General features: G+C 40.7%; 14 protein-coding genes. 6 read left to right on the top strand and 8 right to left on the bottom strand.

Going from position 1 to position 14,728, the window contains the following annotated elements; translation table 11 throughout:
- Positions 1-151: 151 nt before the first annotated feature.
- On the bottom strand, positions 152-1,147 hold the full coding sequence (locus LY624_RS19210) for an LLM class flavin-dependent oxidoreductase (protein WP_341804851.1): 996 nt from the start codon (positions 1,145-1,147) through the stop codon (positions 152-154).
- A 67-nt stretch (positions 1,148-1,214) separates the two neighbouring features.
- The gene (locus tag LY624_RS19205) at positions 1,215-1,988 is read right to left on the bottom strand and encodes a siderophore-interacting protein (protein WP_341804850.1); all 774 of its coding nucleotides are present in this window, start codon (positions 1,986-1,988) and stop codon (positions 1,215-1,217) included.
- A gap of 102 nt (positions 1,989-2,090) precedes the next feature.
- Between LY624_RS19205 and LY624_RS19200 the strand changes: the two genes are divergently transcribed.
- Positions 2,091-2,516 (top strand): MarR family winged helix-turn-helix transcriptional regulator, encoded by a 426-nt coding sequence (locus tag LY624_RS19200; protein WP_341804849.1) that lies wholly within the window; start codon positions 2,091-2,093, stop codon positions 2,514-2,516.
- Positions 2,517-2,529: 13 nt separating this feature from the next.
- Here LY624_RS19200 and ybaK read toward each other — a convergent pair whose 3' ends face one another.
- The 3 genes from ybaK to dnaK form a co-directional block, all read right to left on the bottom strand.
- Positions 2,530-2,991: a Cys-tRNA(Pro) deacylase gene (gene ybaK, locus LY624_RS19195; protein WP_341804848.1), complete on the bottom strand. Its 462-nt coding sequence runs from the start codon at positions 2,989-2,991 to the stop codon at positions 2,530-2,532.
- Between the two features lie 451 nt (positions 2,992-3,442).
- Positions 3,443-4,579 (bottom strand): molecular chaperone DnaJ, encoded by a 1,137-nt coding sequence (gene dnaJ, locus LY624_RS19190; protein ID WP_341804847.1) that lies wholly within the window; start codon positions 4,577-4,579, stop codon positions 3,443-3,445.
- Positions 4,580-4,759: 180 nt separating this feature from the next.
- Entirely contained in the window at positions 4,760-6,679 is a 1,920-nt protein-coding gene (dnaK, locus tag LY624_RS19185; RefSeq protein WP_237118831.1) for a molecular chaperone DnaK, read from the bottom strand.
- Positions 6,680-6,918: 239 nt separating this feature from the next.
- Between dnaK and LY624_RS19180 the strand changes: the two genes are divergently transcribed.
- Positions 6,919-7,719 carry a thioesterase family protein gene (locus LY624_RS19180; RefSeq protein ID WP_237118832.1) on the top strand — a complete coding sequence of 267 codons (801 nt, stop codon included), beginning with the start codon at positions 6,919-6,921 and terminating at the stop codon, positions 7,717-7,719.
- Here the strand turns inward: LY624_RS19180 and LY624_RS19175 are convergent.
- The gene (locus tag LY624_RS19175) at positions 7,708-8,430 is read right to left on the bottom strand and encodes a substrate-binding periplasmic protein (protein WP_240701270.1); all 723 of its coding nucleotides are present in this window, start codon (positions 8,428-8,430) and stop codon (positions 7,708-7,710) included. The genes LY624_RS19180 and LY624_RS19175 overlap by 12 nt on opposite strands.
- 193 nt (positions 8,431-8,623) lie before the next feature.
- Here LY624_RS19175 and LY624_RS19170 point away from each other — a divergent pair, with 193 nt between their 5' ends.
- From LY624_RS19170 to LY624_RS19160, 3 genes are read left to right on the top strand one after another with little or no spacing between them, the layout of a single operon-like run.
- A complete protein-coding gene (locus LY624_RS19170) occupies positions 8,624-9,862 on the top strand; it encodes a PqiA/YebS family transporter subunit (protein WP_130152073.1) in 1,239 nt (412 codons plus the stop codon).
- A complete protein-coding gene (gene pqiB / locus LY624_RS19165) occupies positions 9,859-11,514 on the top strand; it encodes an intermembrane transport protein PqiB (protein ID WP_341804846.1) in 1,656 nt (551 codons plus the stop codon). Before LY624_RS19170 ends, pqiB begins: the two co-directional genes overlap by 4 nt.
- Positions 11,514-12,125 carry a PqiC family protein gene (locus LY624_RS19160; protein WP_341804845.1) on the top strand — a complete coding sequence of 204 codons (612 nt, stop codon included), beginning with the start codon at positions 11,514-11,516 and terminating at the stop codon, positions 12,123-12,125. Before pqiB ends, LY624_RS19160 begins: the two co-directional genes overlap by 1 nt.
- Here the strand turns inward: LY624_RS19160 and LY624_RS19155 are convergent.
- Entirely contained in the window at positions 12,108-12,599 is a 492-nt protein-coding gene (locus LY624_RS19155) for a GNAT family N-acetyltransferase (RefSeq protein WP_341804844.1), read from the bottom strand. The two genes, LY624_RS19160 and LY624_RS19155, sit on opposite strands and share 18 nt — an antisense overlap.
- A gap of 9 nt (positions 12,600-12,608) precedes the next feature.
- Positions 12,609-13,013 (bottom strand): NUDIX hydrolase, encoded by a 405-nt coding sequence (locus LY624_RS19150; RefSeq protein ID WP_341804843.1) that lies wholly within the window; start codon positions 13,011-13,013, stop codon positions 12,609-12,611.
- Positions 13,014-13,300: 287 nt separating this feature from the next.
- Here LY624_RS19150 and LY624_RS19145 point away from each other — a divergent pair, with 287 nt between their 5' ends.
- Positions 13,301-14,683 (top strand): Na+/H+ antiporter NhaC family protein, encoded by a 1,383-nt coding sequence (locus LY624_RS19145; protein ID WP_341804842.1) that lies wholly within the window; start codon positions 13,301-13,303, stop codon positions 14,681-14,683.
- The last annotated feature ends 45 nt before the right edge of the window (positions 14,684-14,728 follow it).

The raw sequence follows: 14,728 nt of genomic DNA, 5'->3' as shown, positions 1-14,728 counted from the left end.
TTAATAAATGTATTGTATAAAGTTAAATTCAATCCTTAAAACGGAATAATTAAATTAAATCAATCTATAAAACCGTTTAACAAGTGAGTGCAAGGGCTTAAGCAATGCGCATAAAAAATCATTACACGCATTCACTATTTGCTAAACCGTATTAGTGCATGATGCTTGCTAATATTTCCAGCGCATATTGTCTGTCACTCAATTCATACAGGTCATTTGTAAAAATAAACTCATCAACCTGTAGCGTTTGTTTAATCATACTCAGCTTATGCTTAACACTCGCTTGACCGCCAACAACTGAAAGCCCTAAAAAGCTTTCTACTTGCATTTTTTCTTGTGCTGTCCATAACCCCTCCATGGTTTGAACAGGTTCTTTAAGCCAAAGTGGCTTACCGCGCATAAGTGCTAAAATACGTTGTTTCGCTGTGGTTGCTAAAAACTGTGCTTGTTCGTCGGTGTCAGCGGCAACAACAGGTAAACCGAGCATGACGTATGGCTTATCTAACACCTCAGATGGCTGAAACTCTCTGCGATACAAAGCAATGGCATCTTCAACAAAGCGTGGCGCAAAATGACCAGCAAATGCATACGGCAACCCTTTTTTAGCTGCAAGCCCAGCACTATAAAGGCTTGAGCCAAGTAACCAGATAGGGACATTCGTATTTTCACCTGGAATTGCGCGTACTGGAGAGTCACCTTTATATGGGCCAAGTAAACCTTGAAGTTCAGATACTTCATCATTGAAGTGCTCAGCGCGCTGTTCGTCACGGCGCAAAGCACGGCTGGTAATTGGGTCACTACCTGGGGCACGGCCTAGCCCTAAATCAATGCGACCGGGGTATAAACTTTCTAGGGTGCCAAATTGCTCAGCAACCACCAGCGGTGGGTGGTTAGGTAACATCACCCCACCTGCACCTACGCGGATATTCTGGGTTTTGCCTGCTATGTGGCCTATCAGTACAGAAGTTGCGGCACACACGATACCACGCATATTGTGATGCTCTGCCATCCAAAACCGATTAAAACCCAGTTTGTCGGCTGTTTGTGCATAGGTAACGCTATTTGCTAGTGTTTGCGAAACGGTTTCGTGCTCTTTCATTGGGCTCAATTCAAGCAATGAAAAAGGTGTATTGCTAAGGTCTGACATTCGCTCTCCAAAATTTAACTCTTTATAATTATTTAATGAGAGCGAATGGCTATTTTTCAAATGCTAATTAAGCACGGCTTTGTTGCTGTTTTTCCACCTTTAGGCCATCGGCATCAATACCACGCTTCCAATAGGCCGATGCAACAATGTGTTCATGGTCAATCGCAAAACTGCTTGTTACTAAACGGCGAATTGCTTTTACCAAGTTTGCTTCTAGTGCCATAAACACCATAGGTTGCGTGTTATAGCTTGCACATAAGCGTGTTACTTGGTCGAGCAGTTCTGTTTCTGGCTCATCTGTAACTAGCCATTCAACACTATGTTGGCTGTGTGCTTCAATTTGCTCAAGCTCAATGATGTCGGCTTTATCAGCAACATGAATAATGACATCGACAGTGGCATCTTGTGGCAGGGCTTGTAAGTAGCCATTGATTACATTGACAGAGGTTAAATCTGCCAGCATTAAATAATGTGTTTGCGTAAAATCAGTGAGTTTTTTAGGGCCCGGGCCTGCTATACCTACCTCGTCGCCTACACACGCATTTTGTGCCCAGTTGGTTGCCACGCCTTGATGTTGATTAACAACAAAATCAAGAGTAATTGCACCGTTAACGGGGTTTATATCACGAATAGTGTAAGAGCGCATTAATGCTGGATGCTCTGCGTGTAAATCAAGTTCAACCTTAGATTCACCGGCATGCGGGAGTAATACCTTTACGTACGCACCTTTTGCATCTTGTGGAAAATCGGCAAACTCCTCTGAGCCAACAACAATTCTTTGTAGATGTGGGGAAATACGTGTAGTACTTAATACGTTTGCACGACGAACTTTTCTAGCCATGTTAGTCTCCTAGCTGGTTAAATTGCACAACGCCCCAATAGTTGATATAGTCAACTATACGCTTTTGATTGACTTTGTCAACTAATAATAACTAGGTGAACCATGCCACAAACCTCTCTTTCTTCTGCTTTATTTACTCTGGCACAAAGTTACCGTGTTACTGTACGCGAAGCCATTAACGCCAATGAGCTTGGCCTTAACGCATTACATGTACGCTGCTTGCACATTATTGCTGAAACAAAGCACTGCACAGCGAACGATATAGTTGCGAAAACGGGGCGTGATAAGGCGCAGATAGCACGCTTAGTGAAAGATCTCATCAAGCTTGAGTTGGTGTCTAAATGTGCCGACGAAAATGATAAGCGCTGTTTGATTTTGTCGTTTACTGAGCAAGGTAAAGCCCTGTTCTCGCGCTTAGAAGTTGCAGAGCAACAGGTTGATTCTAGGCTTTGTGAAGGGTTAACTGAAACTCAGATAACTGAATTCATATCAACAGCGACAACAATGATCAACAATATTAAAAGCTAGATTAAATTATTACTTAAAAATTTACGTATTGACCGCGCGTTAAAGTCATAAGATCTTTTGGATTTAAGGCAATCTCTAGCCCACGTTTACCTGCGGATACATAAATGCTTTCAAAGCTTTTTGCGCTAGTATGAATATAAGTTTTTAGTTGTTTTTTTTGTCCAAGCGGGCTTACTCCACCCAGAATGTAGCCAGTGGATTTTTCAACAGCTTGTTGGGGAGCCATCTCTATTTTTTTTACCCCCGCAAACTTAGCTAACATTTTTAGGTTAAGCTGCTGGCTCACAGGCACCACGGCAACGAATAAGTTCTGAGTATTGTCTTCAACAACCAGGGTCTTGAAAACCTGTGCTGCGGGTAAATTTAATTTTTCAACGGCTTCTAGCCCAAACTGCTTTTGATTTGGCTCATGGTCATAAGAAAGCACATCAAATTTAATTCCTTTTTTCTTCAACAAATTGATTGCTGGTGTCATTAATTCTAATCCAAGTTACTCTATAATCATTTTGTTCAACATAACATAAAATTCTTAATAAAGAACCAATCGTACTAGGGTATGAATTTTATAATCAACTAGACTAATAGAACCAATCGTTTTTGGACAATTGTCATGTTGAAATCACATACTCTGTATTGGTTAAAGCAAATATTCATTCTTTTAACTTGTTTCTTCGCTATTAACTTTGTGTGCAATGAATATATACGGTGGAATGCTTTTGTGGATTGTCAGAATAAATGTCAGTTACTCGGGATTGAAAAAGGCAGAATACAAAAAACTCAATATGATGACGACGTCACACTTTGCAGGTGCTTAGCTAATAGCGACTACTACGTGGTTCTAAATTAGATATTTTAAACGACTAGAGTAATTTTTAGTAATAAAAAAGGCGCTTATCAGTAAGCGCCTTTTTATTAACTAACCAAATTTATTTAGTTAAATCATCGAAAAACTTCTTCACACCATCAAAGAAACCTTTCTCTTTAGGTCGGTTTTTCGATCCATCTTTCCCCATGCTTTGCTCAAGCTCTTCAAGCAATTCACGTTGACGGTCATTTAGGTTAACCGGTGTTTCAATGACCACTTTACAGATCAAGTCACCTTGAGCACCGCTGCGAACCGATTTCACACCTTTACCGCGCATACGGAACATTTTGCCCGTTTGGCTTTCCGATGGGATCTTAAGTTTTGCTCGACCATCCAGTGTTGGTACCTCGATTTCGCCACCTAAAGCAGCCGTAGTGAAACCGATAGGAACTTCGCAATAGAGGTTATTACCATCACGTTGGAAAATCGGGTGTTCACGAACAGAGACCTGAACATACAAATCACCTGCTGGGGCTCCATGTATACCTGCTTCACCTTCACCAGATAAACGAATACGGTCGCCCGTATCTACACCCGCTGGGATCTTAACAGATAAAGTTTTCGTTTTCTCAACGCGACCTTGACCATGACAGCTATCACATGGATCAGAAATAATCTGACCTGTGCCCTGACACGTCGGACAAGTTTGCTGCACAGCAAAGAAGCCCTGGCGCATTTGAACTTGACCAGCACCATGACAGGTAGTACAGGTTTTTGGTTTAGAACCAGCTTTTGCACCAGTGCCATCACATGGTTTACAGCTAACCCAAGTAGGAACTTTAATCTCTACATCTTTACCACGAACTGCCTCTTCAAGGCTCAAGTCCATGTTATAACGTAGGTCAGCGCCACGTTGTTGGCGAGATTGACGACGGCCACCGCCACCAAAAATATCACCAAACACATCACCAAAAATATCACCAAAGTCACCGTGACCGCCACCAAAGCCACCATGCCCGCCACCGCCGTTTTGATCAAAGGCGGCGTGACCGTATTGATCATACATTTGGCGTTTTTGCGGATCAGTCAGCACTTCGTAGGCTTCTTTTACTTCTTTGAACTTCGATTCAAGTTCTTTATCGCCCGCAGTACGGTCTGGATGATATTTCATCGCTAAGCGCTTATACGCTTTTTTGATGTCTCGTTCGCTTGCATCTTTGCTTACGCCGAGAGCTTCATAATAATCGCTTTTTGACATATGTATCACACTACTCTTTTTAATGCAGTTTTACTGCATGATGCTAAACGTTTGTTTACCATCTATATACATGCAAAAGGCGCGTCAAGCGAATTCGCTGGCGCGCCTCAATGATTCATCCTAACTTAAATAGCACAACAAAGCAGCTAGTTTTAAATTAGGCAGAAGCGTTACGAGCAATTACTTGTCGTCTTTCACTTCTTCGAATTCTGCATCAACAACGTCATCATCTTGCTTAGCAGATGATTGTTGCTCACCAGCATCTGCACCACCTTGCTGTTGCGCTTTAGCTTGTGCAATTTCCATTAGCTTTTGTGATTTTTCAGCAAGAGCTTGAGTTTTAGCTTCAATCTCTTCTTTATTATCACCTTTAATCGCCGTTTCTAGCTCTGTAAGCGCAGCTTCGATTGCTTCTTTATCTTCTGCTGGTAATGCGTCACCTGCTTCTTCGATTTGCTTGCGTGTACCGTGAACCATTGCATCAGCTTGGTTACGAGTCGCTACTAGCTCTTCGAATTTTTTATCTTCTTCAGCGTGCGCTTCAGCATCACGTACCATTTTTTCTACTTCTTCATCGCTTAGACCTGAAGAAGCTTGGATTGTGATCTTCTGCTCTTTACCTGTATCTTTGTCTTTAGCAGATACATGTAAGATACCGTCCGCATCTACGTCGAATGTTACTTCGATTTGAGGTGTACCACGTTGTGCTGGGCGAATACCTTCTAGGTTAAATTGACCTAGAGATTTATTGTCGCTTGCACGCTTACGCTCACCTTGTAGTACGTGAATCGTTACCGCTGATTGATTGTCTTCAGCTGTTGAGAAAACTTGTGATTTCTTAGTAGGAATCGTCGTGTTTTTCTCAATTAATGCTGTCATTACTTGACCCATAGTCTCGATACCTAGTGATAACGGAGATACGTCAAGTAATAGTACGTCTTTAACGTCACCAGCTAGTACACCACCTTGAATCGCAGCACCTACAGCAACAGCTTCATCAGGGTTAACATCTTTACGTGGCTCTTTACCAAAGAACTCAGCAACTGTTTTTTGTACTAAAGGCATACGTGTTTGACCACCAACAAGGATGATGTCATTTACGTCGCTTACTGATAAATCAGCATCAGCGAGTGCACGCTTAAGCGGCTCGATTGACTTAGTGACTAAGTCTTCAACAAGTGACTCAAGTTTTGCACGAGTAACTTTAACGTTCATGTGCTTAGGACCAGTTGCGTCAGCAGTCACGTACGGTAAGTTAACTTCTGTTTGCTGTGCAGAAGAAAGTTCAATCTTCGCTTTTTCAGCAGCTTCTTTAACACGTTGCATTGCAAGCGGGTCATTTTTAAGGTCAATACCTTGGTCTTTCTTGAACTCTTCAACTAAGTAATTGATAACGCGGTTATCAAAGTCTTCACCACCTAGGTGAGTGTCACCGTTAGTTGCTAGCACTTCAAATGTGTGCTCGCCTTCAACTTCGTCAATTTCGATGATAGAGATATCGAAAGTACCACCACCTAAGTCGTATACCGCAACAACGTTTTCACCTTTATTTTTGTCCATGCCGTATGCAAGAGCAGCGGCTGTTGGCTCATTGATGATACGTTTAACTTCAAGACCCGCGATACGGCCAGCATCTTTAGTTGCTTGACGTTGTGAATCGTTAAAGTATGCAGGTACAGTGATTACTGCTTCAGTAACCGCTTCACCTAAGAAGTCTTCTGCTGTTTTCTTCATTTTTTTCAGCACTTCTGCTGAAATTTGTGGTGCAGCACGTTTCTCGCCACGTGCTTCAACCCATGCATCACCGTTATCAGCTTTTACAATTTTAAAAGGCATAATACCGATATCGCGTTGTACTTCTTCGTCTTCAAAACGACGACCAATTAGACGCTTGATTGCAAATAATGTGTTAGTTGGGTTAGTTACTGCTTGGCGTTTTGCAGGTTGACCAACTAATGTTTCACCGTCTTGCGTGTATGCAATGATCGATGGTGTTGTGCGATCGCCTTCCGCGTTTTCGATAACGCGTGCTTTATCACCGTCTAGTACTGCTACACAAGAGTTAGTAGTACCTAAATCGATTCCAATAATTCTACCCATGAATCTTCTCCAACTTCAAAATTCGTTAAAACGTTCGATGACTAGTAAATAGGGGTGCAACAAACTGAATTCAACTATTAAAATGAAAAAAATTTACTTTTTTTTGAAATATTTTCCAAATGGGCATTTTTTCTTCAAAAAGAGGTGTTTTCTTAGCTTCATTGCAGGGTAAGTAAACTGGTCTGATCACTTTTGCTATGCTATAACCAATAATATAATAATAAATGTTAAGGAAAGTTATGCATTTTGAACAATTACTCGCCAAAGCGAGTGAACTAGGCTGCGACAAAACGAAAGTGATGCAGTTCCCAGAAAACTGGTGTCAGGGCCGTACAGCCTTTGGCGGGTTATCAGCCGCTTTGTTGTATCAAGCAATTCGTCAACATATTGATAGCTCTCGTCGTTTACTATCTTTAAGTACCAACTTTGTGGGGCCTTTAATTGCTGATACTGATTTTTCCATTGATGTTGAAGTATTACGCGAAGGTAAAAACAGCGCTCAAGTGCTTGCTAAAGTGGTTCAAAACGGCGCTGTCTGTGTTATTACTCAAGCCTGCTTTGGGGCACAGCGCCAATCAACTGTACGTGTTGATGTCACTAAAGTAATGCAACTTAAACCTGTTGATGAGCGTTTTACGCTACCTTATAAGGAAGGAGTAATGCCGGCATTTTTTCAACACGTAGCACTGTGCTTGCAAGATGGTCAAATGCCCTTTTCAGGTGCTGATACCTCTCATTTAGGTGGCTGGATGAAATTTAAACATACCCCAAAGCAAATGAGTGAAGCACATATTATTGCCCTAACAGATTCATGGCCACCAACGCTTCTTCAAATGTATAAGCAACCTGCGCCAGCAAGTAGCATGTCGTGGTACCTTGAGTTTGTTGAGGAACCTAACATTGCATCGGATGCATGGATAGGCTATGAGGCAATCACTCACCACAGTAAAGATGGTTATGGCCTTGAAGATGGCTGTATTTGGAGTGAAGACGGCAAACTAATCGCACTTAGTCGTCAAACTGTTGCGCTATTCGCGTAATTCCTCTGTTGATAGCTGCGCATACTCAGTGCCATCTAGGCGGATAATTGCTTGATATTCGCCTGATTCAATAATCTTACCTAAACCAAGGTTAAAGCTATCTTTAAGTGCTTTGTTAGAAAAGTACGCAGGTCTTGGCGCTTCTTTAAATATTGGGTGAACAACAAAAGGAAGTACCTTGCTAGATTGTTTATATTTTTCTAAATAAAAAAGAAAGACACGACGCTCTATTATTATAACATCTACCCACCCTTTCATTAGATGGTCAACTTGTGCTTCTTGATTAACGACTTCGTCGTAGGAGGCCAAATTTTCTGAAACAGACTTAAATGGTTGCTCTATAAAATTTATTGCATTTTGAAATGCTAAAACACTCTTACCAGCAAGATCAAACACTGAATTAATAGCAAACTCGTTTGTTGCCAAGCTTATTGCCACATTCTGATACATTACAAGTGGCTCACTTTTATAAATGTCTGCTATGGCAGTCGGAGGAAAGTTCAGAACGATATCAACTTTACCCTGCAATAACTGCTGCTCGGCTCGTTTATTAGACATGTAGTGTATAGTAGGGTCAGCAATACCTTGTGCTTGTAACGCTGCTTTTAAAATTTCAATTTGAATACCGCTGTTTGATTGCTTGACTATATAAGGAGGTAAAAAAGAGCTTGCAGCCACAACAAGCTGCATTTCGTGGCTCTGCTCAGACACGCACTCGCCTTTAAAAGAAAACATAAATAACAAAAGTATTAATGTACGACTCACATTCCACCTTAAAGTTTTGGGCCGAAATATTTTCACTGACACTATGCTCAATACTAGTCCAGAACTTGAGTGCTTGCATTTGTATTTAGCGGTTAATTGGTGCAAAATTAACTAAGTTCTTGTTTAAGAGTACCAAAGTTTGCAAACAGCATGTCCTAGTTGTGATCTTGTCATCGAGATACCGCACCTTAGTGCAAAACAAATGGCTGTATGCCCTCACTGCAATACTAAACTGTCGGTTTCAAAAGCCAATCAAGACAGTAGTGTTGTCGCGCTTAGCTTAAGTGCTATCTTTATGCTGCTTAGCAGTATGTTCTATCCATTTTTATCATTCAGTAGTAGCGGCATAACCCAAACGATTACCCTCCCAGACGCAGCTCGCATTTTATTTAACTACGACAATGACTTTTTAGGCCTCTTTATTGATACAAGTATCATCGGGCTGCCTATGTTACTTTTAGTTTTGATCATTCCCTTACACTTAGGTTTACTTAAAGCTTTACCTTATGAATGGGGAAAACGCTTGTTAAAGGTTACCTTTGCACTTGAACCTTGGATAATGTCAGAGATATTTTTGATAGGTGTTATGGTCAGCATGGTGAAGATCATGTCCATGGCAGATATCACGTTTGGCGTTAGTTTCTGGTCTTATGTTGCCTTTGTTGTCTGCTACGTGGCCGCAACAACGCGCTTAAACAAACAACGTTTATGGCAACAACTAAGAGAACCTATTTATATAGAGCAAACGCTACCCAATACAAGAGCAATTGATCAAGGCCTTAAAGCCTGCCATGTATGTGGTCAATTATGTAATACAGAGGTGTGTTCACGCTGTGAAACTAAAACCTTTAGCCGCAATCCCAATAGCATTCAAAAAGCGGCTGCTTGGTTAATTACGTCGGTTGCGTGTTATATCCCTGCTAATGTCTACCCTATCATGTATACAACCAGCCTTGGTGACGAAACGCCATCAACTTTAATCGGTGGTGTTATGATTTTATGGGCGAGTGGCTCATATCCCATTGCTATGATTATCTTTCTAGCAAGCGTTGTGGTGCCTTTGGCAAAAGCACTGGTACTGAGCTTTCTATGCTTTATGGTTACACGTCCTGCTAATAGGCAAACCAAAAGTTACACACGAGTTTATCAATTAACTGAATTTATAGGTAAATGGTCAATGATTGATGTCTTTGTGGTAGCAATTTTAGTAGCCTTGGTGCAACTGGGGAATTTGATGTCTGTAACACCTGGAATAGGTACCGTCTTTTTTACAACTATGGTTATTTGCCAAATGCTTGCAGCCCATGCATTTGATCCTAGATTATTATGGGATAGCCCTGCTAATTTAAAAACCGCTAAACAAGAGAACTTGGCATGAGCGAAACAGCTAAAATAAAAACAGCGCCAAATATTTCCGCTATTTGGATTATTCCATTAGTGGCATTACTGATAGGCGCCTGGATGCTATATCAATATCAGGCAAATCAAGGCACCACAATTTTTATAAGAATGCCTCACGCTGAAGGGATTGTCGCTGGCAAAACAGAAATTAAAGTTCGAAGTGTAAAAATAGGTCAAGTTGACCATGTTAGACTATCTGACAAACAAAATAGCGTCATTGCACGTGCCCAGATAGATAAACATTATGAAGACTTACTCACCGATGATGCAAAAATATGGGTGGTAAAGCCACGAATTGATGACACAGGTATCAGTGGCATGAGCACGCTATTATCGGGCGTATATTTAGAGTTTTCGCCTGGTGAAAGCAAAAAGCTAGCGGATGAGTTTAAGCTTCAAGATGAACCTGCTTTGATTGCAAATGACGTTAAAGGAGGGCGTTTTACCTTATTGAGTTATAACGCTGAAGTGCTAGACGTTAGCACAGGAATATACTTTAAAGACTACAAAATAGGCCAAATAGAAACCGCGACTTTCGATTGGAAAAACCAGGCAATGAAGTATGGTATTTTTATTAATGAGCCTTATCAAAACTTAATCACATTGAATTCTATTTTTTGGGTTAACTCTGGTATTGAAATTGACCTCTCTGCGGATGGAATTAATGTCAATACGGGTTCATTAAGCAAACTTCTAAAAGGCGGAATATCTGTAGGTATACCAGAGCAACAAACACCGGGCGAAATTGCAACTAATGGCCATAGCTTTTCATTAAGTAACAGTTATAAAGCAGCCCTTGAAGAACGTTTTTATGACTTTGACTACTATTTAATTGAGTTTGAACAATCGATTCGAGGCTTAAGAGCAGGTGCCCCCGTTGAGTACAGAGGAATGAGAATTGGAACCGTTGTTGAAGCACCTGCAAGCGTTATTATCAATGGGAAACCTGCACACTTTAGAACAGACAACACCGCTGTTCCTGCGCTTATAAAGGTTGAATATGGTCGCTTATATCACGACAGTACAGCAGCACGTGAGTTTTGGCATTCAAGTTTAGATGGCTGGGTAAAAAGTGGCCTTAGAGCCTCTTTAAAACCAGGTAACCTTTTAACAGGTGCAGTTTATGTCGACTTAGATATTTACAATAACGCCGAGCCGGCCAGTTTATCAAAAGTTGCTGAATATACTGTATTCCCAAGTATATCCAGCGGTATTACTGTTATTGCCGATCAAGTTTCAGATGTTTTAAATAAAGTAAATAATTTAAAAATAGAAGACAGCTTAGCGCAAATGCAAACCACATTCTCAGAATATCAAGCGCTTGCGCATGACATGCGTGATTTGCTCAATAAGCAAGATACGCAAGACTTACCGGGTGATATTAATAGAAACTTTGCAGAAATGACCAAAAGTATGCAGCAGTTTGATAAAACCATGAAACAGTTCGAAAAAACCATGGCAAGCTATCAACAAGGGTCAGCGTTTCACCAACAATTGCAGACTACTCTTTCTGAGTTTAAACGCTTAAGTGAAGAGCTACAGCCCCTAACGCGTGGCCTAAATCAGCAACCAAATATGTTGATTTTCGATAAAGACCTTCCTGCTGATCCGACACCAAGGAAACAATAATGAACTATAAACTAATTGCTTTTGTAAGCTCGCTATTCGTACTATCTGCATGTAGTCAAACGTCATTTTCAACAATGCAGTATTACCAATTCTCGCAGCCTATAACTGCGATGAAACGTTTAAGTGACGAAACCCAAGCTCAACTAAGAGTTAATACGGTACAACTACGAGGTTCATTAAATAACCGGGGTATTGCGATGGTGCTCGATAATAACCGCATAAATGCAGCTAATTATCACCTTTGGAATGAGTCACCGGATTTAATGCTTACGTCAAGTGCGCATCAAACTCTCTATACAAAGCTAGAAAACTGGATGGTAATTAAAGGCTTACCTGTCATTACAGATATAGACCAGCAAACTTATTATGAATTAGAGTACGAGCTACACCACTTTAATGGTGATCAAAATGGTAATGCGAATATAGCTGGATTATGGCGCTTATATTACACAACACCTGAGTCGGGTAGACAGCTAAAAGCGATAAACTACTTTAACGAAATTACGCCTCTTGACGAAGATGGTTATGAAGGTCTTGTTATGACGTTAGAATCAACATGGCTTGAAATTAACCAAGAAGTCGGTGCAGAGTTATCAAAACTTACTCTTTAAAAGAACTTTCAGAGGTTGGTGGTCATCATTGATAATAAGGTCACCAACATCTTCAAACCCTAATTTTATTAGCACTTTTTGCGATGCGACATTTTGTAATGATGTCATAGCAGCTAACAAGTCAATATTTCTCACGTACTCTTTTGCAAACAATAAAGATGCCGCTTTTGTTGTAATTCCCCGCCCCTCATACTCAGCTAAAAGGGCAAAACCTAAATCAGGAATTGCCAATGCATCTCTTTGAAAAAGCCCAATCATTCCAACGGGTGTTTCGTCAGCGAGGCAAACGATATAACAGCCCAAACCATTTTGCTGGTGGCTATTGATAAAAGTTTGTTGTATGTAATGCTGAGCTTGAGCATGCGTTTTGATACCTTTATCGCCAATATGCTTTAAAAACGATGTCTGATTTAACAGTTTTAGAATAAAACTATCATCACTTGGGTACCCGGCACGTAAAAAAATATCGCTCATAACACGCTCCTAAAATACTTTACTAACAACATCTGAGGTAAAATTGAGACAATCAAGGACACGTTCCTTTTGAACATCAGAAAGCTCATCAAGGTTAAAATACCCATAGTCAGTATGCTCGTCGCTTAGGGTTATTTTTGCATGTTCAGGCAGAAAAGCTCTAAATATAAATGCATGCGAATTAAACGCTGTGTGGTAATAAACACCACTTAAGTAGGCAATCTGTACATCACAATCTAGTTCTTCATCGCATTCACGTATGAGTGCTTGATGAATGGTTTCGCCCTTATCTAAAGCGCCACCAGGTAGCCCCCAGCTTTTTTGTCCGTAATTAGCTTTCAGCAATAACACCTGACCTTGTGGATTAGTGATTACCGCATGACTACTTAATCTGTATGTATCTGAAAAAGCCATAAAAACCCCCGTTAAACTAATTGATAGCCTAACATAAATACTGCAATTAAATTAATTTGGATAAGATAAAAATTCTTATTGACTAAATTAAAATTCAGGATTATTTTTCGTGCGATGTTTTGGGCAAAACAAAAGCAGTATACCCTCTATACTGTCTGGCGCCAGCCAACGCAGGCACTTTCCCTTATGGGTCCATAAAAGTGTGTTCGCGTAAAGCAGTTACTTGAGTCGAAAGACTTTTGATTTCTGTAAGCAATCTCGCATTGCTTAACTGTGTGAAAAATATAATGCAAGAACCTTCTGCGTTAAGTTTACTACCTCCTATATTAGTAGTGGTTTTGGCCGTATTTTTACGCCGCCCTATATTATCATTACTTATTGGTGCTTTGTTTGGTTTAGCCATGCTAGGCCCTACTGCTGTATTGTCTAATTTTGCTGATATCTCATTAAAAGTAATGCAAGACGAAACCATTGCTTGGCTTATATTAGTGTGCGGGGGCTTCGGTGCTCTCATCGCTTTATTAGTGCGCACAGGCGGCGCAAGTGCATTTGCTGAATTAGCATTAAAATTTGCTAAAGGACAACGTTCATCACTCGTTATGACATTTGTGTTAGGCGTCATTATTTTTATAGACGATTACCTTAATGCGTTAACGGTTGGTGAAACCATGAAACGTATTACCGATAAATTTAAAATCAGCCGTGAAATGCTCGCCTATGTGGTCGACTCAACTGCCGCGCCTATCTGTGTACTAGTCCCGCTATCAACGTGGGCAGTATTTTTTGGTGGTTTATTAGTTGATAACAATGTAGCACCTGAAGGCCAAGGCATTGCTGTGTATATTCAAGCAATTCCATACATGCTCTACGCGTGGTTTGCTGTACTCGTTGTATTACTTGTGAGCGTAAACATCATCCCAGCCTTTGGCCCGATGAAAAAAGCGCAGCTACGTGCCATGAATCATCAAATCGAGATATCAAACAGTCAATACACCGATATCCAGACAGCTGATGAATATGCAGTAAAAGCGGCCGAAGAGAACTTTGAGACTGCCGCAAGTAATGGCAAACTTTACAACTTTTTAGTGCCCATTATTTTGCTGGTGGCATTCACTGTCTACTTTGAGATTGATGTATTTAAAGGGCTGCTCGCAACTTTTGCCATTGTATTACCCTTTTATATGCTGCAAAAGCTAATGACGTTGTCAGAGCTAGTAGAACGCATGCTCGATGGATTTAAAAGTATGATTCCGGCAATTGGCACTGTAGTCGCTGCATTTATTTTCAAAGATGTGTGTGACCAATTAATGCTACCACAATATGTTATTAATACACTAAGCCCCTACATGACGGCACAATACCTGCCTGCAATGGTATTTTTAGCTATGGCAGTGCTTGCCTTTGCAACGGGTTCAAGCTGGGGTATTTTCGCGGTCACTATCCCTATAGTTATGCCTCTTGCCTATGCAATTGATGCGAATATTCCTTTGGTGATTGGCGCATTGCTGTCGGCTTCTTCTTTTGGCAGCCAAGCGTGCTTTTATTCTGATTCAACGGTACTGGCTGCACAAGGCTCTGGTTGCGATTTAGTGAGCCATGCTATTACTCAACTACCCTATACCATATTGGCAGCAACAGCTGCATTTATTGGTTTTTTACTTATTGCATAAGAACAAAAGCCCAAGCATATGCTTGGGCTTTGATTTATTGAAATA

The sequence above is a fragment of the Pseudoalteromonas sp. N1230-9 genome (assembly GCF_032716425.1).
Classification (GTDB): Bacteria; Pseudomonadota; Gammaproteobacteria; order Enterobacterales; family Alteromonadaceae; genus Pseudoalteromonas.
Note: the sequence above shows the minus strand (reverse complement) of the source record. Positions and strands in the feature narration are given on the sequence as shown.